Annotated in this window: 21 protein-coding genes and 1 pseudogene; 10 read left to right on the top strand and 12 right to left on the bottom strand. The window is 54.0% G+C overall.

Going from position 1 to position 23,467, the window contains the following annotated elements:
* Nucleotides 1-77: 77 nt before the first annotated feature.
* Entirely contained in the window at nt 78-1,100 is a 1,023-nt protein-coding gene (locus tag AC6EMZ_RS13330) for a zinc-binding alcohol dehydrogenase family protein (protein ID WP_498403273.1), read from the bottom strand.
* A 138-nt stretch (nt 1,101-1,238) separates the two neighbouring features.
* On the opposite strand from AC6EMZ_RS13330, the gene AC6EMZ_RS13325 reads away from it, so the two are divergent.
* On the top strand, nt 1,239-2,153 hold the full coding sequence (locus tag AC6EMZ_RS13325) for a GntR family transcriptional regulator (protein WP_498402985.1): 915 nt from the start codon (nt 1,239-1,241) through the stop codon (nt 2,151-2,153).
* 217 nt (nt 2,154-2,370) lie between these two features.
* Nucleotides 2,371-3,732 (top strand): MFS transporter, encoded by a 1,362-nt coding sequence (locus tag AC6EMZ_RS13320; RefSeq protein ID WP_498402984.1) that lies wholly within the window; start codon nt 2,371-2,373, stop codon nt 3,730-3,732.
* Between the two features lie 54 nt (nt 3,733-3,786).
* On the opposite strand, the gene tsr is transcribed toward AC6EMZ_RS13320, so the two are convergent.
* A complete protein-coding gene (tsr, locus tag AC6EMZ_RS13315) occupies nt 3,787-5,448 on the bottom strand; it encodes a methyl-accepting chemotaxis protein (RefSeq protein ID WP_498402983.1) in 1,662 nt (553 codons plus the stop codon).
* Between the two features lie 236 nt (nt 5,449-5,684).
* Here tsr and AC6EMZ_RS13310 point away from each other — a divergent pair, with 236 nt between their 5' ends.
* The 5 genes from AC6EMZ_RS13310 to AC6EMZ_RS13290 all read left to right on the top strand — a co-directional run bounded on the left by AC6EMZ_RS13310 (nt 5,685) and on the right by AC6EMZ_RS13290 (nt 11,154).
* Nucleotides 5,685-6,593 carry a helix-turn-helix transcriptional regulator gene (locus AC6EMZ_RS13310; RefSeq protein WP_498402982.1) on the top strand — a complete coding sequence of 303 codons (909 nt, stop codon included), beginning with the start codon at nt 5,685-5,687 and terminating at the stop codon, nt 6,591-6,593.
* 202 nt (nt 6,594-6,795) lie between these two features.
* Entirely contained in the window at nt 6,796-8,949 is a 2,154-nt protein-coding gene (locus tag AC6EMZ_RS13305) for a carbon starvation CstA family protein (protein ID WP_498402981.1), read from the top strand.
* A gap of 107 nt (nt 8,950-9,056) precedes the next feature.
* On the top strand, nt 9,057-9,260 hold the full coding sequence (locus AC6EMZ_RS13300) for a YbdD/YjiX family protein (RefSeq protein ID WP_498402979.1): 204 nt from the start codon (nt 9,057-9,059) through the stop codon (nt 9,258-9,260).
* Nucleotides 9,261-9,270: 10 nt separating this feature from the next.
* Entirely contained in the window at nt 9,271-10,224 is a 954-nt protein-coding gene (yjiA, locus tag AC6EMZ_RS13295) for a GTPase (protein WP_498402978.1), read from the top strand.
* 384 nt (nt 10,225-10,608) lie between these two features.
* Nucleotides 10,609-11,154 carry a YfaZ family outer membrane protein gene (locus tag AC6EMZ_RS13290; protein WP_498402977.1) on the top strand — a complete coding sequence of 182 codons (546 nt, stop codon included), beginning with the start codon at nt 10,609-10,611 and terminating at the stop codon, nt 11,152-11,154.
* 51 nt (nt 11,155-11,205) lie between these two features.
* Here the strand turns inward: AC6EMZ_RS13290 and AC6EMZ_RS13285 are convergent, their stop codons facing one another.
* Entirely contained in the window at nt 11,206-12,576 is a 1,371-nt protein-coding gene (locus AC6EMZ_RS13285; RefSeq protein WP_498402976.1) for an NAD-dependent succinate-semialdehyde dehydrogenase, read from the bottom strand.
* A gap of 114 nt (nt 12,577-12,690) precedes the next feature.
* Nucleotides 12,691-12,786: pseudogene (locus AC6EMZ_RS13280) on the bottom strand (BrnA antitoxin family protein); the annotation flags it as partial.
* A gap of 88 nt (nt 12,787-12,874) precedes the next feature.
* Between AC6EMZ_RS13280 and AC6EMZ_RS13275 the strand changes: the two are divergent.
* Entirely contained in the window at nt 12,875-14,149 is a 1,275-nt protein-coding gene (locus tag AC6EMZ_RS13275) for a DUF445 domain-containing protein (RefSeq protein WP_498402975.1), read from the top strand.
* Here the strand turns inward: AC6EMZ_RS13275 and bglB are convergent.
* The 7 genes from bglB to AC6EMZ_RS13240 form a co-directional block, all read right to left on the bottom strand.
* Complete coding sequence (gene bglB / locus AC6EMZ_RS13270; RefSeq protein WP_498402973.1) at nt 14,117-15,187, bottom strand: beta-galactosidase BglB; 1,071 nt, start codon at nt 15,185-15,187, stop codon at nt 14,117-14,119. The genes AC6EMZ_RS13275 and bglB overlap by 33 nt on opposite strands.
* Nucleotides 15,184-16,194 (bottom strand): hypothetical protein, encoded by a 1,011-nt coding sequence (locus AC6EMZ_RS13265; protein ID WP_498402972.1) that lies wholly within the window; start codon nt 16,192-16,194, stop codon nt 15,184-15,186. The genes bglB and AC6EMZ_RS13265 overlap by 4 nt, the downstream gene beginning before the upstream one ends.
* Before the next feature lie 233 nt (nt 16,195-16,427).
* A complete protein-coding gene (locus AC6EMZ_RS13260; RefSeq protein ID WP_498402971.1) occupies nt 16,428-18,098 on the bottom strand; it encodes a hypothetical protein in 1,671 nt (556 codons plus the stop codon).
* A gap of 69 nt (nt 18,099-18,167) precedes the next feature.
* Nucleotides 18,168-19,235 carry a DUF2955 domain-containing protein gene (locus AC6EMZ_RS13255; RefSeq protein ID WP_498402970.1) on the bottom strand — a complete coding sequence of 356 codons (1,068 nt, stop codon included), beginning with the start codon at nt 19,233-19,235 and terminating at the stop codon, nt 18,168-18,170.
* Complete coding sequence (locus tag AC6EMZ_RS13250) at nt 19,225-20,292, bottom strand: HlyD family secretion protein (RefSeq protein ID WP_498403271.1); 1,068 nt, start codon at nt 20,290-20,292, stop codon at nt 19,225-19,227. Before AC6EMZ_RS13250 ends, AC6EMZ_RS13255 begins: the two co-directional genes overlap by 11 nt.
* Nucleotides 20,289-20,759, bottom strand: coding sequence for a MarR family winged helix-turn-helix transcriptional regulator (locus AC6EMZ_RS13245; RefSeq protein WP_498402969.1), 471 nt, complete (start codon nt 20,757-20,759; stop codon nt 20,289-20,291). The genes AC6EMZ_RS13250 and AC6EMZ_RS13245 overlap by 4 nt, the downstream gene beginning before the upstream one ends.
* 129 nt (nt 20,760-20,888) lie before the next feature.
* A complete protein-coding gene (locus AC6EMZ_RS13240; protein ID WP_498402967.1) occupies nt 20,889-21,368 on the bottom strand; it encodes a carboxymuconolactone decarboxylase family protein in 480 nt (159 codons plus the stop codon).
* Nucleotides 21,369-21,470: 102 nt separating this feature from the next.
* On the opposite strand from AC6EMZ_RS13240, the gene pdxR reads away from it, so the two are divergent.
* Entirely contained in the window at nt 21,471-22,862 is a 1,392-nt protein-coding gene (gene pdxR / locus AC6EMZ_RS13235; protein ID WP_498402966.1) for a MocR-like pyridoxine biosynthesis transcription factor PdxR, read from the top strand.
* Nucleotides 22,863-22,966: 104 nt separating this feature from the next.
* Entirely contained in the window at nt 22,967-23,221 is a 255-nt protein-coding gene (locus AC6EMZ_RS13230) for a DUF4282 domain-containing protein (RefSeq protein ID WP_498402965.1), read from the top strand.
* A 51-nt stretch (nt 23,222-23,272) separates the two neighbouring features.
* Here the strand turns inward: AC6EMZ_RS13230 and AC6EMZ_RS13225 are convergent, their stop codons facing one another.
* Nucleotides 23,273-23,443 carry a DUF1127 domain-containing protein gene (locus AC6EMZ_RS13225; protein WP_498402963.1) on the bottom strand — a complete coding sequence of 57 codons (171 nt, stop codon included), beginning with the start codon at nt 23,441-23,443 and terminating at the stop codon, nt 23,273-23,275.
* Nucleotides 23,444-23,467: the final 24 nt, after the last annotated feature.

Below are 23,467 nucleotides of genomic sequence, written 5' to 3'. Positions count from 1 at the left end.
TAAGGGAGAGGTTATCCTCTCCCTACCAATAAAAAATAACAGCGCCCAAAAACTCGCCGGGCGCTGTATGGCAAGGGTTAGAACGTAATCACACCTTTTATCAAGTGACGGTTGTTGATGACATCGCTTTCATAAATCTCCGCCAGCTCGCGAAAGGCGAAACGATGCGTCAGCATCATTCTCGCGGTCAATTGTCCTTCTGCCATCAAACGCCCCACTTTGGCAAAATCTTCTGGCGTCGCATTGCGACTCCCCATCATGGTGGTCTCTTTCTTGTGGAACTCGGGATCGGAGAACTGCAAATCGCCCTTGAACAGGCCGACAAACACGATGCTGCCGCCGTGTCGAATCAGATTAACGGTATTGTTCATCGCATGCTGATTACCCGTGGCATCGATAACTTTTTGCGCCAACGAACCATCAAACTGCGCCCGGATCTGCGTATCAAAATCATCTGCGGACGGATCGACAACCGGCAATCCCAGCCGGCAGATCACATGCTCCCGCCGCGCAGGGCTGGTATCGGCCACCACCACGTGCGCACCATCAGCGTGGGCAATCGCTGCCGCACCCAGGCCAATCGGCCCTGCTCCCACCACTAAAACCTGGTCACCGGGCTGAATATCCGCGCGTCTCACCGCATGGGCGCTAATGGCAAAAGGTTCGATAAGCGCAGCAGCTTGCGGGTCAATGCCTTCTGCATCCAGCAGGTTATTCGCGGGAACGGACAGATATTCACTAAAACCGCCGTCCTGGTGAACGCCAATCACCGAAATTTTTTCACAGCAGTTGGTGCGCCCGCTTTGGCACGCCGGACACTGTAGACAAGCGACGTACGGTATCACCGCCACCTGTTGCCCCTTTCTTAACTGATGAATATTTTTACCCAGGCCGACAATCTCACCGCATATTTCATGCCCCAGTACGCGAGGGTAGCTGAAAAAAGGTTGATTGCCTCCCCAGGCATGTATATCCGTCCCGCATATTCCTACCGATTTAATTTTTATTAACGCTTCACCCTCACCTGGAATAGGGATTTCACGCTGTTCCCAGATTAATTTTTTCGGCTCCTGGCAAATCAACATATTCATTGTGGACATCATTCAACTCTCCCGTTTTTTTGATGATTCAGATATCGATGAAAAATAAACAGGCGCAGAAACAGGAAACGTATTTTGTGAATGCTCGCGCATAAAAATGTTTTAAATCGGGTTTTAATGCGAGAAAAGGAGAGCACCATGAGCCGTTCGCAGAATTTACGTCACAATGTGATTAATCAGGTTATTGATGATATGGCGCGCGGCCATATCCCTTCACCACTGCCTTCTCAAAGCGCGCTGGCAGAAATGTACAACATCAGCCGAACCACGGTGCGGCACATGCTGGGACATTTACGCGACTGCGGCGTACTCACGCAGGTTGGCAGCGATTACGTCATGACCCGAAGCCCCGATCACGAAGATGGTTTCGCCTGTACCACGGCGTCGATGGCGGAACAAAATCGCATTTTCGAGCAGGCGTTTTTCGCCATGATCAACCAGCGTCAGTTGCGCGCAGGCGAAACTTTTTCCGAAATACAGCTGGCACGAACGGCGGGCGTCAGCCCTGTAGTGGTACGTGAATATCTTTTGAAATTTGGACGTTACAATCTTATCCAGAGCGAAAAACGCGGCCAGTGGAGCATGAAGCAGTTTGATCAAGCCTATGCCGAACAGCTTTTTGAGCTGCGGGAAATGCTGGAAACTCACGCGCTACAGCATTTCCTCAACCTGCCCGACGGCGATCCGCGCTGGCTACAGGCGAAAACGCTTTTAGAACGCCACAGGATGCTGCGCGACAGCATCGGCAATAGCTTTCGCATGTTCTCGCAGCTTGACCGGGATTTTCACGCTCTGCTGCTGTCTGCTGCTGATAATATATTTTTTAATCAGTCGCTTGAGATAATCTCCGTCATTTTCCACTTCCATTACCAGTGGGATGAGAGCGACCTCAAGCAACGCAACATTATCGCCATAGACGAACATATGACGATCCTCAGCGCCCTGATTTGCCGCAGCGATCTGGATGCGACCCTGGCACTCTGCAACCATCTGAATTCTGCTAAACAATCGATGATTCGCTCGATCGCTCAAAGCCAATTGCCCCAACATTAAGAACCGATTAAAAACAGCAAACTCCTGTCTGGTGCACGGTTTTATTAAAATTCGAACACCAGATAATTTCCCTTTACCTATGCTCACGACAGGTCGACTGCATTAAAACATTTCGTGAGCGAAGGTGAAAATAATGGATTTATCACCGAACGTAAAAATAACCCTGCGTCAAAGCATGTCACGCAGATAATAAAACGATAAGATTCAGGAGTTCGGCGTGGAAAAAGATAACATCACCCTCGACCCGCGTTCTTCATTTGACGCCCCCTCACCTGTGGATATTTCTGTCCCGCCAGAGGGTATGGTTCAACGTAGTAGCAGAATTAAACGCATTCAAACCACCGCGATGATTCTTTTATTTTTTGCAGCGATAATTAATTATCTCGATCGCAGTTCGCTGTCGGTGGCAAATTTAACCATCCGCGAGGAAATGGGGCTGAGCGCCACGCAAATCGGCGCGTTGTTATCCGTCTTCTCCCTGGCTTACGGCATCGCCCAGTTGCCCTGCGGTCCGCTACTGGATCGCAAAGGGCCTCGCATTATGCTCGGCCTGGGCATGTTCTTCTGGTCGCTCTTTCAGGCGATGTCCGGCATGGTCCACACCTTCACTCAGTTTGTGCTGGTGCGTATTGGTATGGGGATAGGTGAAGCGCCTATGAACCCGTGCGGCGTTAAGGTGATTAACGACTGGTTTAACATCAAAGAGCGCGGTCGCCCGATGGGCTTCTTCAATGCCGCTTCCACTATCGGCGTCGCGCTTAGTCCCCCCATTTTGGCGGCCATGATGCTGGTAATGGGCTGGCGCGGGATGTTTATTACCATCGGTATTCTGGGCATCTTCCTCGCGATTGGCTGGTATATGCTGTACCGCAACCGCGAGCAAATTGAACTCACCGCCGTTGAGCAGGCGTATCTGAATGCTGGTAGCGTCAACGCGCGTCGCAATCCCCTGAGCTTTGCCGAATGGCGCAGCCTGTTCCGCAATCGCACGATGTGGGGAATGATGCTTGGCTTCAGTGGGATCAACTACACGGCATGGCTTTATCTGGCGTGGCTACCGGGCTATCTGCAAACGGCCTATAACCTGGATCTTAAAAGCACGGGTCTGATGGCAGCGATTCCCTTCCTGTTTGGAGCGGCGGGGATGCTGATTAACGGCTACGTGACGGATGGGTTGGTCAAACGCGGGATGGCACCGATTAAGAGCCGTAAAATTTGTATCATTGCCGGGATGCTGTGTTCTGCGGCATTTACCTTCGTGGTGCCAAATGCCACAACGTCGATGAGCGCAGTGTTATTGATCGGCATGGCGTTATTCTGCATCCACTTTGCCGGAACGTCTTGCTGGGGGTTGATTCACGTCGCGGTCGCTTCACGCATGACCGCCTCGGTGGGCAGCATTCAAAATTTCGCCAGCTTCATTTGTGCGTCATTCGCGCCCATTATTACCGGTTATATTGTTGATACCACGCACTCCTTCCGCCTGGCGCTGATTATCTGCGGCTGCGTCACCGCACTGGGTGCATTGGCCTATATATTCCTGGTTCGCCAGCCCATCAGCGATCCGGATAAAGCGTAATCCATCTGCTCCGGTAAAAATAAGCGCCCTGCCTGAACAGGGCGCGTCAGGACGTTAGAACGTTTCCCAGTTATCACCTGAACTGGTCGCCGCTGCTTTACGCGCCGCCAGCGGAGCCGGGGTTTTAAGGCCCGACTGCTCACGCGTTTTACCCGGCTCCTGCTGAATGCGGAACACGGCAACGGCCTGCGTCAGACGACTCGCCTGTTCTTCGAGCGCCGCTGCTGCTGCTGCGGATTCTTCCACCAGCGAGGCGTTCTGCTGGGTCACGCGATCCATCTCAGCAACCGCCAGCCCAACCTGGTCGATACCGCGGCTCTGCTCGTCAGACGCAGAGGCGATTTCGCCCATAATGTCGGTCACGCGGGTTACCGCATTGACGATCTCATCCATGGTTTCACCGGCGCTTTCTACCAGGGTAGAACCCAGTTCCACGCGGCCAACGGAGTCTTCAATCAGGCTCTTAATTTCGCGTGCGGCCTGGGCGCTGCGCTGTGCCAGATTACGAACCTCGCCCGCTACCACCGCAAAGCCACGACCTTGCTCACCGGCACGCGCGGCTTCTACGGCGGCGTTGAGCGCCAGAATGTTGGTCTGGAAAGCAATACCGTCAATCACGCTGATAATGTCAGCGATTTTCTGGGAACTGCCCGCGATGTCGCGCATGGTTTGCACCACGTTATCCACCACTTTCCCGCCTTTCTGCGCCGTCTCGGACGCGCTCAGCGCCAGATTACTCGCCTGACGGGCGTTTTCGGCGTTCTGCTTAACGGTTGCGGTCAGCTCTTCCATGCTGGCAGCGGTCTCTTCCAGCGAAGCGGCCTGCTGCTCGGTACGGGAGGAGAGATCGTTGTTACCCACAGAGATTTCGCTCGCGCCGCTGTAAATCGCGTTCGCGCCGTTACGCACATCGCCTACGGTACTCACCAGCTCACCCTGCATATGACGCAGCGTATCGGCCAGTTGACCCATCTCGTTAGTGCCTTCAACGTCGATACGCTTCACCAGATCGCCGCTGGCGATATGACGAATGCTTTCGATCAGACGGTTCAGTGGAGAAATCAACGCCTGTTTAATGCCGATCCACACGCCAACGATCACCACCAGCACCGCGATCAGCACGCTAATCAACACCCAGACGGCCTGAGTATAAGAGCTGTTGCTATCTTCCACGGCGGTTTCGTAGAGATGGTCGTTCTGCTGCAGATAATTCACGTACTGCTTCTCAAAACCGTCCTGGAAGCTTTGGGTCGGTTGATCGAAGAAATCATTAATCTTACCTGCGCCCAATAGCTGGATTAGCTCCGCCAGCGCGCCATGGTAGATATCGTAGTTACGCTTGATTTCCAGCGCTGCACTTTCGCTCTGACGCGGGTCGCGCGGCAGTGCTTCGTAGTCAGCCCAGTTTTTTTCCGCCTGCTTCAGTGACGTAGAAGCAATCTGCATCAGATCGTTAACGGTTGCACCGCTGCCGATATTGCTCTGATCCATCATGTAGCGGATACCCGCGCGGTTCAGGGTATTACGGGTTTGCAGCAGTGCCACCCAGCTGCCGTTAAGCGTGGATTGCTGCTGGCGAATGGTTTGAAGGACGGTGAAATTTTCTTTGTCATGCTTCAGGGCATTAAAGAACAGACCACCGGATGTCAGTTGTAACAGGCCGAAAATAGCCAAAACCAGCAACAAGCTGGTGACAATCTTGATACGATTTAACATGTTTTCTCTTTCCATCAGACAGATAACAGAATTTTCGGCCTGGTTAGGGAAAACTTTACGAAAATCGTCCTGATTTTGGTGGGAATGGCGCGACTTCTCGCAAAAATATTAAGGTTTACCCTAAATCGCGCCGTTATATATCCATAAGATAAATTTTTTGTCTCTGTAGCACTGACCGTTTCTGTCAGAGCAATCCGCATCATTCAGAGCATCTCAATGGAATAACGGAAATATTAATGAAGGCAATTCCGGCTCGGAGCCGCTCGGCTGAAAGACTCGTCGATATTCTTATGGAGCTGCATTTACACGGTGTGGTTAATCGCAGCGACCTGATGCAGAAATTCAACATCACCGAACGAACGGTCTATCGCGATCTCAATGCGCTCTCACCCATTGTCCAGCACACCGGCAACGGCCGATATTGTCTTATCCATACGATGCAAAGCGCGAGCGGCCATGGCTTGCATAATGCGGTGGCTAACCTGCTGAATGCCGATAGTTTTTTCCCCGATCGCGGGGCAGAGTTTTGGCAACGCCTGGAGTCTCGCGTCGAGGAAAATCATATTCTTATTCTCAGTAATGACGCTGAACATTCCGTACAAAGGGATATTCGTCGTTATTTATCGGCTATTGAGAAATCGATTAAAAATCGCAATGTTTGCAAAATGATTTATAAAGGCAAAACACGCCTTATCAATCCTTACAAACTCATTAACAAAAAAAACATATGGTATTTACAGGCGACCGAAAATGGCAGGTTAAAATCCTTCTCCTTGAGCCAAATAAGCTGGTTTGATATCCAGAAAAACACTTTTGAGTGTGATAGTGATACCGTCGAATTACTGGAGAAAAACCTCGACCCGTGGGTGAGCGAAGAGACTTTCGAAGTGAAAATCTTCACTAATAGTCATATTTCTCACTACTTCAAACGCCGTGATTTATTGCCTGACCAGGAACTGATTGCCGAAACCAGCGAAGGCGCAACGATTCGCTGTCAGGCATCGCATGAAAATCAAATTCTACCGCTCATCTTCTACTGGTTACCGAACATTCAGGTGTTAGAGCCAGAATGGCTGCGCGATAAACTGTTTGAGACGCTGGAAGGGTATGTGTCTACCGCGCCCACCCTGACGCCATCTGCGTGATCTAAATCACATAAAATAAGCCACTTACGGCGAGCCTGAACCACTCGCCTCAACCTTTGACCGCTTAACGTCCACTAACAACCACTCACCCATTTACCTTCCTTTACACGCGCGAAGATCTGGCAAGATCGCCGCAGCATTAATCAATACTTCCTCACAACGAACTCTGGCCCCCATTTTCAATTAGAAACCAGGTCTTACTATGGATACGAAAAAACTACTTAAGCACGTGCCCTGGGCTTTACTCGGGATCCTCGGCGCTTTCTGTCTTGCCGTTGTCGCATTACGCCGGGGCGAACACGTTAGCGCCCTGTGGATCGTAGTCGCATCAGTCTCTGTCTATTTGGTGGCGTACCGCTACTACAGCTTATACATCGCGCAGAAGGTCATGAAACTCGACCCAACGCGAGCCACTCCGGCGGTTATTAACAATGACGGCCTGAACTACGTGCCAACAAACCGCTACGTGCTGTTTGGCCACCACTTCGCTGCCATTGCCGGTGCAGGTCCGCTAGTGGGGCCAGTGCTTGCCGCGCAGATGGGCTACCTGCCAGGGACCTTGTGGCTGCTGGCGGGTGTCGTACTGGCGGGTGCGGTGCAGGACTTCATGGTGCTGTTTATCTCGACTCGCCGTAACGGTGCTTCTCTGGGTGAGATGATAAAAGAAGAGATGGGCCGCGTGCCGGGTACCATTGCCCTGTTCGGCTGCTTCCTGATCATGATTATCATCCTGGCGGTACTGGCGTTGATCGTGGTGAAAGCACTGGCAGAAAGCCCGTGGGGCGTCTTCACCGTTTGCTCAACCGTGCCGATTGCGCTGTTCATGGGTATCTACATGCGCTTCCTGCGGCCTGGCCGCGTCGGTGAAGTGTCGGTGATTGGTATCGTTCTGCTGGTTGCCTCCATTTACTTTGGTGGCATCATCGCGCACGACCCTTACTGGGGCCCGGCGCTGACCTTTAAAGACACCACGATTACCTTCGCGTTAATCGGCTATGCGTTTATCTCCGCGCTGCTGCCGGTCTGGCTGATACTGGCACCACGTGATTACCTGGCGACGTTCCTGAAAATCGGCGTTATTGTCGGTCTGGCGATCGGCATCGTGATCATCAACCCAGAACTGAAAATGCCTGCGGTCACGCAGTACATCGACGGTACCGGTCCGCTGTGGAAAGGCGCGATGTTCCCGTTCCTGTTTATCACCATCGCCTGTGGTGCGGTGTCTGGCTTCCATGCGCTTATCGCCTCTGGCACCACGCCAAAGCTGATGGCCAACGAAACCGACGCTCGCTTTATTGGTTATGGCGCGATGCTGATGGAGTCCTTCGTGGCGATCATGGCGCTGGTTGCAGCGTCTATCATCGAGCCGGGTCTGTACTTCGCGATGAACACCCCGCCAGCAGGTCTGGGCATCACCATGCCAAACCTGCATGAGATGGGTGGCGACAACGCTGCGCTGATCATGGCGCAGCTGAAAGACGTCAGCGCCCATGCAGCGGCGACCGTCAGTTCCTGGGGCTTTGTGATTTCGCCTGAGCAAATCATGCAGACCGCAAAAGACATCGGTGAACCGTCGATTCTGAACCGTGCCGGTGGCGCACCAACCCTGGCCGTCGGTATCGCACACGTGTTCCACAAAGTGCTGCCGTGGGCAGACATGGGCTTCTGGTACCACTTCGGTATTCTGTTTGAAGCGCTGTTCATCCTGACCGCGCTGGACGCCGGTACTCGTGCGGGTCGCTTTATGCTCCAGGATCTGCTCGGTAACTTCGTTCCATTCCTGAAGAAAACCGACTCACTGGTGGCGGGCGCACTGGGTACCGCAGGCTGCGTAGGTTTGTGGGGTTATCTGCTGTATCAAGGCGTGGTCGATCCACTGGGCGGCGTGAAGAGCCTGTGGCCGCTGTTCGGTATCTCTAACCAGATGCTGGCGGCTGTGGCTCTGGTACTCGGCACCGTGGTACTGGTGAAAATGAAACGCACCAAATACATCTGGGTGACCGTGGTTCCGGCTATGTGGCTGCTGCTGTGCACCACCTGGGCGCTGGGTCTGAAACTGTTCAGCTCCAATCCACAGCTGGAAGGCTTCCTCTATATGGCTAACCAGTACAAAGACAAAATTGCCGCAGGCGGCGGTGAACTTACCGCGCAGCAGGTGGCTAACATGAACCATATCGTGGTGAACAACTACACCAACGCGGGTCTGAGCATTCTGTTCCTGGTCGTGGTGTACAGCATTATCTTCTACGGTATCAAAACCTGGATGAACGTGCGTAACGCCGACGGTCGTACGGATAAAGAAACCCCGTACGTGCCGGTCCCGGAAGGCGGCGTGAAGACCGCTTCACACCACTAATCAACACCCCCCTCACCCTAACCCTCGCCCCTTTGGGGAGAGGGCCGGGGTGAGGGGAAAAGCCCGGCGAATTCACCTCGCCGGGCTTTTTCTTACCAGGATGCGCTATGTTTGGTACCTTAGGCGAAGCAAAAAAATACCTCGGTCAGGCGGCGAAAATGCTGATTGGCATTCCGGACTATGACAACTACGTTGAGCATATGAAGACTAACCATCCGGATAAGCCCTACATGACCTATACCGAATTCTTTCGCGAGCGTCAGGAAGCGCGCTACGGCGGAAGTGGAGAAGGCGGCATACGCTGCTGCTAAAGGAGAGACCATGACACCGATTGCCGTTACCCTACTCACCGGTTTTCTCGGCGCGGGTAAAACCACCCTGCTGCGCCACATCCTCAATGAACAACACGGCTTTAAAATTGCCGTTATCGAAAACGAATTCGGCGAAGTGTCGGTGGACGACCAGCTGATTGGCGATCGCGCGACTCAGATCAAAACCCTGACCAACGGCTGCATCTGCTGCACCCGCTCCAGCGAACTGGAAGACGCCCTGCTCGATCTGCTCGACAGCCGCGATCGCGGCGACATTGAATTCGACCGTCTGGTCATCGAATGTACCGGCATGGCCGATCCCGGCCCGATTATCCAGACCTTTTTCTCCCATGAGATCCTCTGCCAGCGCTATCTGCTGGACGGCGTTATTGCTCTGGTCGATGCCGTTCACGCCGACGAGCAGATGAATCAGTTCACCATCGCCCAGTCGCAAATTGGCTACGCCGACCGCATCCTGCTGACTAAAATCGACGTTGCGGGCGAGACTGAAAAGCTGCGCGAACGCCTGACCCGCATCAATGCCCGCGCGCCGATTTATACCGTCACCCACGGTAATATCGACCTTGCGCAGCTGTTCAACACCAACGGTTTTATGCTCGAAGAGAACATCACCTCGACGCCGCGCTTCCACTTTATGGCCGACAAACAAAACGACGTGTCATCCATTGTGGTCGAGCTGGATTATCCGGTGGATATCAGCGACGTTTCGCGCGTAATGGAAAACCTGCTGCTGTCGTTCGCCGACAAACTGCTGCGCTACAAAGGCATGCTGTGGATCGATGGTGAGCCAAACCGCCTGCTGTTCCAGGGCGTACAGCGCCTGTACAGCGCCGACTGGGATCGCCCGTGGGGTGAAGAAACGCCGCGTAGCGTGATGGTGTTTATTGGCCTGGAACTGCCGGAAGATGAGATTCGGGCGGCGTTTGCGGGGTTACGTAAGTAGCGACACATTCTGTTCCCTCTCCCGTGGGAGAGGGCATTTAAGCGTTTAAAAAGCTCATAATTGAGTATGTTTTAGGCTTATAAATGTAAACTTACGTTGGAATGTGTGACTACTGAAACATTTTTGGAAATTATTAGAAATTCAATTAATTCATTTCGAATCATTATCCCGTCCCCGTTCAGGCTTTGTTTAGAAAAAAAATTAAACTTATTCTAAACGCCGAAACATTACGCATTGACGTCATGGCAAACCAACTCTTTACCAACACCAATCTTCAATTTAATTAACAGAACCAGCATAAAAATGCGAACCACCTCACATTTGCAGTCATAAACATCGCTTGTTAAGGTGTCCTCAGATTAATTTGATGACGAGGCACAAACCATGAAAAAGCTTAATATCCTTATCCTATCCGCTCTGACCGCCGTATCTGGCTCCGCACTGGCAATGGGCGGCAGCATTGAGCAGGGTAAAAACTTTACCAACCTGAATGTTGAAATGGGTAAATCCACTTCCGGTATCTATGTCGATGGTAACTGGCTCAAAAATACCGATGACGGTTCTCAGACCGGCGGCGTTGGCGCAGGATATAACTTCGAAGTGGGTCCGGTGATGCTGAATGCTGGCGCGAAAGCCATCTACATGGGTCCGAAGAAAGGCGATAACGGTGTCGCATTCCCGTTCGGCGGCGGTGTTAACGTTGCAATTACCGATAGCGTTAACGTGTTTGGTGAAGGCTATGTCGCACCGAATGGTCTGAACAACAGCGTGAACAACTACGTTGAAGCCAACGGCGGCGTAAGCTGGACGCCAATTAAACCTGTTACGCTGAAAGTGGGTTACCGCCACGTGAGCGTTGATGGCAAAGACGGTCGTCCAAACCACACTCTGATCGACGGTGCCTATGTTGGCGGCGGCGTGAGCTTCTAAGCTTTCGAAAGATAAAAAAACCTGCCAAACGGCAGGTTTTTTATTGCACCCTTACTTGTGAACGACCACCAGCTTCTGGTTCACGAACTCTTTAATGCCCAGATCCGACAGCTCACGCCCGTAACCCGAACGCTTCACTCCGCCAAACGGCAGTTCAGCTGCGGTATCGGTCAGCCAGTTGATGTAGACCATTCCAGTTTCAATCCGCGAGGCCATTTTCTTCGCTCGCTCAATGTCTTTACTGAACACTGCGCCCCCCAGACCGTAGTGGGAATCGTTCGCCAGCGCGACAGCTTCGTCATCGCTTTTCACCACGTAAACCTGCGCCACCGGCCCGAAGAACTCTTCGAAGTACGCCGGATTCTCACGCGAGATATGGGTCAGGATTGTCGGTTCGAAGAAGCTACCCTCGCGCTGCACCGGCTTGCCGCCGACATGCAGTTTCGCGCCGTTTTTCACCGCCTCGTTGACTTGCTTAGTCAGCGTTTCCAGCGCGTCTTTTGAAGAAAGCGGCCCCAGCGTGGTTTTCTCATCCAGCGGGTCGCCAATCTTCACTTCGCGGAACGCCTCGGTAAATTTCGTCAGGAACTGCTCAGCAATTTTTTCATGCAGAATAAAACGCTTAGCAGCGGTACATACCTGTCCGGCGTTAGCGAGTCGCGCATTGACGCCAATCTTCACCGCTTTTTCCAGGTCGGCATCGTCCAGCACCACGAACACATCGTTGCCGCCCAGTTCGAGCGTCGATTTTTTAATGTGCTTTGCGGCCTGCGCCGCAACCACGCTACCGGCCTTCTCGGATCCCGTCAGCGCTGCACCCTGCACGCGCGGATCGGCGATGATATTTGCGACCTGATCCGAAGAGATAAACAAGTTCGTCCACGCACCGTCCGGCGCACCCGCCTCACGAACAAGGTGGGCAAAAGCTTCGGCACAGTGCGGCACGATGCTGGCATGTTTGGCGATGACCGGGTTCCCCGCCGCCAGATTCGGTGCCAGTACGCGCATGAGCTGGTAAAACGGGAAGTTCCACGGCTCAACGGCCATCACCACGCCAATCGGATGGTGTTCCACCCACGCCTCACCCATTTCAGTTTTGTACTTCACCGGAGCCAAAAATGTCTTCGCGTTATCGGCATAATAGCGGGCAATCTGCGCGCAGAGCTTCACCTCGCTGCGGCTTTGCTCAATCAGTTTCCCCATCTCCACGCTGGCGATTTTGGCCAACTCTTCGGTGCGGCTGTCGATAAGATCCGCCAGCTTATGCAGCACTGACAGACGTGGCGCGATGTCGCCTTTCGCCCAGTCAGAATGATAGAGCGCGTCCGCCGTTTTCAGCGCCACTTCGACGTCTTTATCAGTGTGGGATGGATACTCTTTGATCAGCTGGTTGTTAGCAGGATTCACTGTCTGGTAAGCCATTTTGGTCTCCTTAATTTACCGCTTAGGGTATTAAGGGTAGTCAAACTGACTGGGTATGGGCGTAAAGTTGGGTATATCAGGAGGTTTCTGAGTGAGGCCACCGGAGTGGCCAAACTATTTTTTGTTTTGTTCACGCAGCATAGCTTCCCGCAAAATGGCATTCAGTCGCGTCTGGTAGCCTTTCCCAGGTTTTTTCAGCCACTCCAAAATGTAAATGCAAGCCCACATACTGTTCATCCAGCGCAGATCTTATGGCGATCTTTGCAACCTCACCCCGCTTCCCTCTATCCTTAACCCTATGGAAAAATTAGCTGAACTCAAACGCGCTAAGCTGTTAGCGCTGTCGCTACTGCTGGTAGCCGCCGCGACGTTTATCGTCACCCTCTTTCTGCCGCAGACCTTCTGGGTACGCGGCGTGAAGGCTATTGCCGAAGCGGCGATGGTCGGCGCGCTGGCGGACTGGTTCGCAGTGGTAGCGCTGTTTCGTCGGGTACCGATTCCGTTTATCTCGCGACATACGGCGATTATCCCGCGCAATAAAGACCGAATTGGCGACAATCTCGGGCTTTTCGTACAGGAGAAGTTTCTCGGTACCCAATCCTTAGTGGCGCTGATTCGCCGCTATGAACCGGCGCAGATGATCGGCACCTGGTTTAGCCAGCCGGATAATGCCCAGCGTGTGGGGCAGCATCTGATTCAGGTAATGAGCGGGTTCCTTGAGCTGACCGATGACGGTCGCATTCAGCGTTTGCTGAAACGCGCGGTGCACAAGGCTATCGATAAGGTGGATTTCACCGAAACCAGCGCCGTGATGCTGGAGAGCATGACCAAAAACAACCGCCATCAGGTGCTGCTGGATGCGGTCATCAATCGGTTGATAACGCTTATTCAGCGCGACAGCACGCGGGATTTTATCGCCGCACAGATAGTCCATTGGCTCAAGACCGAACATCCGCGCAAAGCAAAAATGCTACCCACCGAATGGCTTGGCGATCAAAGTGCTGAGATGGTCTCGGATGCGGTAAATACGATCCTGGACGACATCAGTCATGACCGCACGCACCAGATCCGTCAGGCGTTCGACAGGGCCACGTTAAAGCTTATCGACAACCTCAAAACCGATCCTGAAATGGCCGAAAAAGCCGAGAACATCAAGCACTACCTCAAGAACGATGAGGCCTTTAACCGCTATCTGGGTGAGATGTGGGCCGATCTGCGCCAGTGGTTAAAGGCGGATCTGCAAAGCGACGATTCCCGCGTAAAACAGCGCATCACCAAAGCCGGGATGTGGTTTGGCGAAACGCTGGTGGCTGATGCCAGCCTGCGCGCGTCGCTGAATGAGCATCTGGAACAGGCCGCGCACCGCGTGGCTCCTGATTTCGCTTCGTTTCTGACCCGACATATCAGTGACACGGTCAAAAGCTGGGATGCCAAAGATATGTCGCATCAGATCGAGCTGAACATCGGTAAAGATCTCCAGTTTATTCGCGTCAACGGCACGCTGGTCGGCGGGACGATTGGTCTGATTCTGTTTTTGCTGTCACAGCTCCCGATGGTGCTGCATCTCCAGTAACAACAGCATTGTCAGCGCCTGGGCGTAAGGCACGGGCGCTACCGCAATATCGCAGTAATACTGAATATCCCAGCCGAGCATGGTGCCGCGTGAGGCTTCGAGCACCAGACCGTCGTCATCGATACGCGCCATGACGGCATCAAAGGCGCGATGTGCATGCGCGCTTACGCTGTTATCCAGAATCCCCAACCTCACCCCGCGCAGCATGCCGTAGGCGATACCGGCGGTCGCCGAAGATTCCTGTGGCGAGAGCGGATCGTCGAGCACCGTATGCCACATGCCGTTTTCCGCCTGCATTTCACAGAGCGAACGAACCTGGCGGGCGACAATCTGCGCCAGATAACGGCGCACGCTGGTGTCGAGATGCTCGCCCATCAGCTCGATAAACTCCGGAATGGCGACGGTGATCCACGCATTACCGCGCGCCCAGAAAGCGCCTGCAAAATGGTGTTTATCGACAAACGTCCAGCCGTGATACCACAGCCCGCTAACGGGGTCGCTCAGGTAGCGCGTGTGCAGCAAAAACTGGTATCCCGCTTCGTCGATCAGGTCACGGCGTTTTAAAACCACGCCCGCTACGCCGAGGAACAGGCAGGTCATAAACAGCGTGTCATCCCACAGTTGCCCGGTATTGGGCTGTTCTTTCACGACGTGCTGAAAACCGCCCTCCTCGGTTCTGGGGAGATCGCGCAGCAGGGCATCAGCCCAGGCATTCACCGTTGAGAGCAGATCGTCACGCTGGTGGTGCCCCGCCAACAGCGCCAGAGCGATCATCGGTGCCGTGGTGTTGATCTGGATAGCCGGCAGCCCTTTGTCGATCTGCTTTTCATACCACGTAAGGATTGACTGCTGTAGCGCACTGTCTTTCTGATAATCGGCAAAGCGCCAGAACCCGTAAAGCCCTACGCCAACCTCCCATTCCCACTCTTCGAAATGGATAGCGAAGCCGTCGCTCGCCCCCACTTCCTCAAGATTTTTCAGGCGACAAAAACCGCGCACCACGCGCTCCAGGGTGCTCATTAGCTGTGCAGGGTTCATGCGTAGATTCCTTCCAGTCGCGCCTTGCCGAATTGCTGTTGTTGATGCCCGTAGCGTGAAGAGGCAATAAAGCGCGCGTCAGGAAAATACTGACCTGCGAGGTATTGGGCCGTATGAAAGGCGACAGCGTTGTCTTCGCGCCAGAAATCCATCACATCGCAGCCCCGCTCGTCATGCCAGTAGCGATACCCCAGAAGGGTTGATTTCACCCGTCGCCACATCGCGTCAGGAAAAGCGTCACCGTGATATTGATTCCAGAGTTGAAGCAGAACGAGCACGGAAAACACCGATCCTTCTTCGCGTGCGCTTGCCTGTTTAAGCAGGCTATACAGCAATGCCTCAACTTGCGGGCCATACTCACGCGCAGCCATCAGCATCAGTAGCCGCTCGCCATCAGGGGCCTGGGGTATCGATATCGGCGTAAGCTGCTGGCCCTTAATCGTCCCCACGCGCAACGGCTTTTCACCGAGATAGACCATTTTCAACGCGCAGACGGTGTCGCGCTCAAACAGTTCATCGAGATGGATAAGCACGCTGTTTTTACCTTTGTGCAGCGTCAGCCGGATATCCAGAAACTGCATCTCGTTGCGGGTCAATGGCGTAAAACATGCCGCCAGATGTGCGGAACACCACAGCCGCACGCCGCCACAGGTGCCCAGCCTGAACGCATATTCACCGTCTTGCGGCGCCATCAAATCCGTCGCCAGCCAGCGCTGGACGTGAAACGGCAGGGAACGAAAACCGGAGAAAGAAACTATGTCATCAGCGTCGCTCACGGCGATATAGGGCAGAGGCAGCGCCATTGAAGCGTCGACGACACGCTGCGCGTGGGTATGGCAGAACACGCGGCGACAAAATGACCTGTCCTGCGGGCCGCTGGCATGGCGAATACCCTCGTCAAAAAGTTCGCCCGTATAAAATTCAGCAAAACGCTCTTCTTTTGCCACGGAAACGCGAAAACGCGTCAACGCCTCGCCCTGAGCCAATAACCTTTCACCTTGAGACATCGCTTCCTCCTGTCACAACCAATACATTTCGCAGATATCATCAGGGTATTTGATAGATGGGACGAGAAGCTGTGACGGAGGATTCGTGGGATCTGCCCGAGTGCTCACAAAGCGCAAAAGCATGGGGACAACGGCGTGATAAGCGTCACATCCGTTGAGTAACGGATCAAGGGTGATGGGACAGGCGTCACACAAAAACCGCACTGACGGATTTTTGTGTGACGAGGGTCAAATTACTTTAGCCTTTTAAGCTCCTCACCCAGGCTATCCGCCAGCGCCCGCACGCGCGAGGCATCAAACAGCACGTGCAGCCCCGGTGAGGCGTCGGCGTGCTTCGCGCAGAAATCGTCCATCTCGGATGCACTGCGATACAGCTCCTGAATGTTGATTTGGCAAATCTCACGCATGCTCCAGCTGTTTTCCACTTCACGGGCAAATCGCAAAGTGAAAAACGCTTTTTGCGCATGTAAAAACAGGTGGCAATAGAGAGCAAACCCTTGCCATTCCTCAAGCCAGCGGCGTTGAAGCGCATGCGGAAATGCCGCTGATTGCGCAAAGCGCAGCGCCCGATCGCGCAAGGTGACAGAAGCGTCGCGCGCCTCATCTTTCTCTTTGGCAATACGCGACAAACAGGCAGCGGAAGTTTCGATATCCTGAGCGCTAAAGGTGATATCTCGCTCCGAGCCCGGCAGCCAGTGGTTGCGGTTGAGCTGCCCGTACAGGCTCCACACCGCCTGGCCGTAGCTTTCCGGCACCTGGCTGTGACGATGGAAAACGTGGTCACGCACATAAATCGCGTTATAGAGCACCTGGCCGGCCTGCTCCAGTAATGCGGTAAACTCGCTAAAGACGTCAGGTGACGGACGCCAGCCGTAGCTTTCGTCGAGCCAGTAGGTCAACAGCTGCGCTTGCGAATAATGTTCTCCGTCGCTGGCCAACATCCGGCTACAGGCCACCAGATTACATTCGCTCAGCGTACCCATGACCCAATGATTATCAACGCCTTCCCAGCTGGTTTTGCATACCGCGCCGCGAATCGCCGGATTGCTGCGACACCACAGCAACCGCCCCTGTAGTTCATCAATCCGGGGGAACGGGAAAATCCCCCAGCCCACCTCTTCGCCAACCAGATCGATATCAACCCACACTTCGCGTTCGCGCACCGCCAGCAGCGCTGGATTATTGGGAAACGAGGGCCAGAAACGCTCAGGGGTCAATTTGATGGAGACGCTGACGCTTTCCGGTAGCGGGTGAATGGCCTCCAGCACATTGCCCAGATCGTGATTACCTGCCGGAAATACGCGCAGCACCAGATGCTTATTCTCTTTCTGCATCGTGCGGGACAACACGTTAAAACAGCGGCTGTAGAGGGCAAAGCTGCGCTCATCGCGCTGGGGTAAACCGACAGTACCGCTCGCTTCCAGCTCCCAGTTGGGGCGGGAGACGGGCAACAGGCCGTCGGTATTGGAAATGGCCACCAGCAGGCCGGTAAGTGCCGGGATACGCTGGCAAAGCAGGGCGATTTTTTCCCCAAGATAGCCGCACCAGAAATCAACGTCGAAACGTACACCGTGGCCGGGCTCAAACAGGTGCGGATGCGCCAACAGCAGATCGGTGGGGAAGTTAAACTCCTTGGCCTGTAGATAAAAACGCAGCCCTTTTTGCTGGCACAATAATCCCAGGCGATTGAGATAGACGCAGCGAGCGCGCTGCTGGCTGGAAAGGCGGTCGTTGTACTGATGCGGCGTATAGCCTTTGGGGGAAACCAGCATATCGAACAGATCGACCTGCCCGACAATCAGGGTGTTGAAGTCATGTGCGAGGGCATATTCCACCAGCTCGCAGGCTTTGTCCCAGTTCCAGTAAGCCTGATTGTTTAACTCCAGCGCCCGCGTTTGCCACATTCATCCGTTCCTTTTGTCGGCCAGTTTATCGGCCGACAGTCATATCACAGAATGCAGAAAAGCGATGTGTCACTCCTCCCGAATGACGTAGCGCGTGGGTTCAAAGCAGTTAAGGATAAGATGCACCAGGAATACCAGCGTCAGCGTAGCGACCAGCGCAACGGTAATCGACACGATGCGATAGAGATCGCTAAACACCAGGTCACCGTCCGGGTGCAGGTTCTGCCCAAACATAATCCCAATGGTGGTGATACTGGCAAACCCGACCCCTGCCCCGACTTTCTCCATCACGTGCAGCCGAGCGCCAAACGCCAGCCCGAGACCAATCAGCGGCATCATCAACACCATATGGCTGCTGTGATCGTAGAGCAGCAGTTGCATCACCAGAATGTACAAACAGCCCAACATCACGCCAACCACACGCCATAGCGAACTCATCACCGCGCCGCGATAATGCATCGGGAACAAAATCAAAATCCCGGCCATCAGCGCCGATAAGGAATCGCTAAGATCGCTTATCTGAAAGACGACAAAAATCAGCGTCGCCACGGTGCCTGACAGCAACGATTCATGACGCACGCGCGCGGCGTTCTTCTCTATCAACGGCGGTCGCTGGCGGGGTTCGACGTCCGGTAGCAGGTAGTTCATCAGTGCGCTCAGACACACCGCCATTACGCTGGCTTCGATATTAGAAAATAAAAGCGTGTGCCAGTTAGCGGTGGGATAACTCATAAAGTTGAGCATCACACTCTGGCATACCACGCCCATCGAGCCAAACAGGAACAACGGGCCCTGGCTCATAAAGCGAAAACGCATCACGTACAGGGCGAAGACCACCATCGTCATGATCAGCGGCCATTGCGATAGATAGCCCATAATCAGCACCATTTCGACGCAGTTTATCGACGCACTGAACACAAACTGCCTTGCCACGTGGCGGTTAAATACCGGTACCAGCGACAGCAGCATGATCGGATACACCACGTAAAACACGCCGTAGGTGGTGTTGTAAAAACTGGAGACGCTGAGCGCAATCATCCCGGCAAAAACGATGCGCAGCGTCTGGCGAAAATCGTTTGCCGTATAGACGATGTTACCGTGCGGGGTAAACACCCGCGCGAGCGTATTAATAGACATAATGCAAAAGGCTGACGAGATGAATTTGCAGGCCAGAGAAGAAGCGCGCAAACGGCCCTTCGCTGTTATACAACTGCACGGTCGCGCGCGCGCCGGTTGGCAGGTGCTTCGGCAACGGCTCATCCAGCGCCACGTGGATCCGCATGCGCTGCGCATCACGCACCCAGCGGTTCGACGTTTCTGGCTCTGACAGCTCGCCGTTGACCGCTTCCTGTCCGGCCAGAATACCCGCATCGCTGCTGGTCACGTGGGCGCGAAAAACATGGCCGGGGAAGGCATCAAACACCACCGCAGCATCGGTACCCTGATGGGTATGGCGCAGGCTTTTCTCGCGAAAATCAGCAACGATATCGGTTTGGTTATTCACCAGCGCCAGCGCGGCCGCCCCGGATGCCGCATAAAAACCAGGGCTGAGCTGCACGTTACTCACCGTGCCGTCGGCCTGCGCATAGACTTTGGTCCAGCTCAGGTTCAACTCGGCCTCTTCCAGCGCGTTACGGTATTTTTGCAGCGTCACATTGCGCTTTTCATCGCGTTCGCCGCGCGCAATGCGCAGGTTGTGAATGTTGGCATCCAGATTCGCCACCGACTGCTCGCTGCTCTGCCAGGTGGTACGCACTTTATCCAGATCGGACTGAGAGACGTTTTGCAGGGTGCTCAGGCGCTGGTAGCGATCGAAGGTCACTTTATCGTTGCGCGCGGTCAGCTGTGCCGTCTTCAGGCTGGCCTGTGCGGCGACGATCTGAGCATCCAGCTGTTGATTAGACAGACGCGCCTGTTCGAGGGCGATTTGCGCGGCCTCGACCTTATTGCGAAACGGTGCCGGGTCGAGTTCAAACAGCACGTCGCCCTTTTTCACCTGGCTGTTATTGTGCACGTGCACCGCCGCCACATAGCCGGACACGCGCGCAGAGACTGGCGTCACCACGCGCATCACGGTGGCGTCCGGCGTCAGCGGGATCCAGATATCCGCCACGATAAAATAGACAAACATCAGCAGGAAAGAGGCAATACTCACCCTTACCCAGCGGGCAAACTTTTGTTCAGGAGTCATTATTTTTGGGTCTTGTTATCTTCTTCGCGGATTGTCCGCAAATTGCAGGCGATTTGATTTAACGTTGCGCTGAATATCTCAAGATGGTCAGGCGCAATGTTTTGCGACACACGTTGCTGAAAATTTTCGATCACGCGGGTGAGCGTTTTCAGCACCGCGTTACCTTCAGGTGTCAGTGTGAGTAGCCGGATGCGTTTGTCATAAGGCGATGTGGTACGCAGCAGGTAACCCTGCTTTTCCAGCTGTGTGAGGGTGCGCATCAATGGCGGCAGTTCAATACCTTGCACTTCCGCCAGCTCGCTCACCGAGACGTTTTCCCCTAATTGTTCAAGCTGCATCATCACCGTCCAGCTCGATTGGGTAAGCCCCGTCTCGAGAATGGCATCATCAATAACCGTGCGCCACTGACGCACAATCATTGCCATCCGCATGCCCATCGGCCTGCGGCAGAAAAGATCTTCTTCACTCATGGGGAGTCCTCTTATCACACGAGGACACAGTAATAGTTATCAGGGTAAGTATCAAGAAACATGAGGGGAAATAGCAGGAATTGCAAAAACAACAGGCCCGGCAAGCGTCGCGCCGCCGGGCAGGTAAACTTACTCCAGATTCGCCTTGTTCAGGCCATACGCCACGTCCAGCGAGCCAGGCTCCATGCGCGAGGTCACTCCTAAACGGTTCCAGGCGTTGATCGCCACGATGGCGAAGTTCAGCTCGGAAATCTCAACGTCAGAAAAATGTTCCGCCACGCTGCGATACAGCTCATCGCTTACGCCCTGCGGCGTGATGTGGGTCAGCGCTTCAGCAAAGGCCAGCGCGGCTTTTTCGCGGGCGCTAAACAGCGGTGATTCCTGCCATGCCGCCAGATGATACAGGCGCAGTTCGCGCTCACCGGCAATTTTTGCCTCTTTGGAGTGCATATCCAGGCAGAATGTACAGCCGTTAAGCTGGGAAACGCGAATATCGATCAGATGCTTGAGCGCAGGTTCGATGGACGTTTTGCCAACCGCCATGCTCAGGTCGGACAGCGCTTTGGCGAGGGCGGGTGTGGCTTTATGGTGATTGACGCGAGTGCTCATTGTCTTTCCTCTTTTTGATGCTGGTAAAGTCATGCGATGAGGCAAATCTACGCTGTTCATGACATAGTAAAAAGATACAAAACCCATAAAATGAGGTAGGACATGAAATCGGGCTATCACGACATCTACACTCGCTATCGCGAGAACATCACGCGTGGTGTGCTGAAGCCCGGCGACAAAGTGCCTGCCATACGCGTGCTGGCAGAAGAGCTAAAGGTCGCGCGCAAAACCGTCGAAACGGCGTATGCGATTCTGATCGGTGAGGGTTATCTGGTCAGCCAGGGTGCGCGCGGCACACGAGTGAATCCGGACCTGAATCTGCCGCGCGTTCAACAGGCTCCCGCAGAACAAACCACAGGTACGCTGCCGGCATCACTTATCAGCCAGCGCGAACGCGCCGGATTTTTGCGCCCCGGCATTCCGGCTCTGGACAGTTTCCCCTATAAAAAATGGCTGCTGCTTGCAGGCCAGGCGACACGATCGATGCGTCAGGAGGAGATGCTCAGCCCGCCGGTAATGGGCTGGTATCCGCTGCGAGAAGCTATCGCCCGCTATCTGAACATTTCTCGTGGTTTATCCTGCACCGCCGAACAGGTGATGATCACCAGCGGGTACAGCGGCAGCCTGCGGTTGATCCTCGATACGCTCGCCAGTCGCAGTGACAAAGTGGTGTTCGAGGATCCCGGCTATTTTATGGGCCAGCAGTTGCTTAAGCGCATCGTGCCGCGCCTGCACACCGTGCCGGTAGACCGATCGGGGATGGATATTGACTATCTGCTGCGCCACCATCGCGACGCCCGTTTCGCCATCGTCACGCCGTCGCATCAAAGCCCGCTGGCAGTCACCCTGTCGCTGCCACGCAAGCAGCAGTTGCTCGACTGGGCGACGCAAGAAGAAGCCTGGGTAATCGAAGATGACTACGACGGCGAGTTTCACTACACCCGCAAGGTGCTGCCGTCGCTAAAAAGCCTCGATCGGCACGATCGGGTGATTTTTATGGGCACCTTCAGCAAAACCGTGATGCCATCGTTGCGCATGGGCTACGTGGTGATGCCTGCCAGTACCCTATCCGCATTTGCCGACTGCGCGGATATCGTCACCAGCGGTCAGCCGGTATTGACACAAAAAATCCTGACGGGATTTCTCAACGAGGGTCACTTCTTTCGCCATTTGAAAAAGATGCGCTCCCTGTACCAGCAGCGCCGCGACTGGATGATTGCCGCACTACGAGACGTCTACGGCGAGCACTTTTTCACCGAGCAAAACGACGGCGGGATGCATATTGTCGCCTTCCTGACCAAAAGCAGCCGCGACCGCGAAGTGGCGCAGTGCTGGCAACAGCATCATCTCCAGGTGAATGCGTTGTCCGAATGGTATCGCGGTTCAGGTAAACGTTACGGGCTGGTGATTGGCTATAACAACGTGCGGTCGTATGAAGAGGCGCGGGAGTTATTACAACGCCCTCAGGCACAGACGATTCGTTTAATTGAATAAAAATATCCGGATCCGAAAAAATTCGTAGGTGAACGTCTTCACTGTTCTCTTTATACTCTGCCGCTCATTTCGTCGGTATTCGACATTATTCTAAGGACAAGAAAATGAAATCAATTCTGGGATTCGATTATTTATTAACACCGCGCGTACTGGTCTTTTTCTACTGGATCGTCATGCTGTTTATTCTGCTTGGCGGCGTGTATTCCATGTTCACCGAACATTTGATCGCTGGCTTTTTCGGCATGATCTTCAGCCTGATCGGCTGTCGCGTGATGTTTGAACTGATTATGGTGGCGTTTAAAAATAACGAATACCTGCGCCGCATCGCGGAAAACACCAGCAAAACGACCGCAGAGTAATATTCCGGCATTTATCTGCCCGCTTGCAGATAAATGCCATTTCCAGGCCAATCAAATATTGCTCGCATCGTGGCGGCTGAGCCCCACATCACGCAGTTGGTCGTCACTCATTCCCCGTAACACTCGGCGCGTCTGCCCGCGGCGATGCCATTTTACCAACGCTCTCCAGACTAAAACGAAGCCAATAAACGGACGGTTGGGACGATTTTCGTTGAATTCCATGATGCTCTCCTCGGTTTGCCAGAG

It is taken from the genome of Enterobacter sp. SCRI0065, assembly GCF_059766475.1.
The sequence above is the reverse complement of the archived record's forward strand: the minus strand, read 5'-3'. Positions and strand labels throughout refer to the sequence as shown.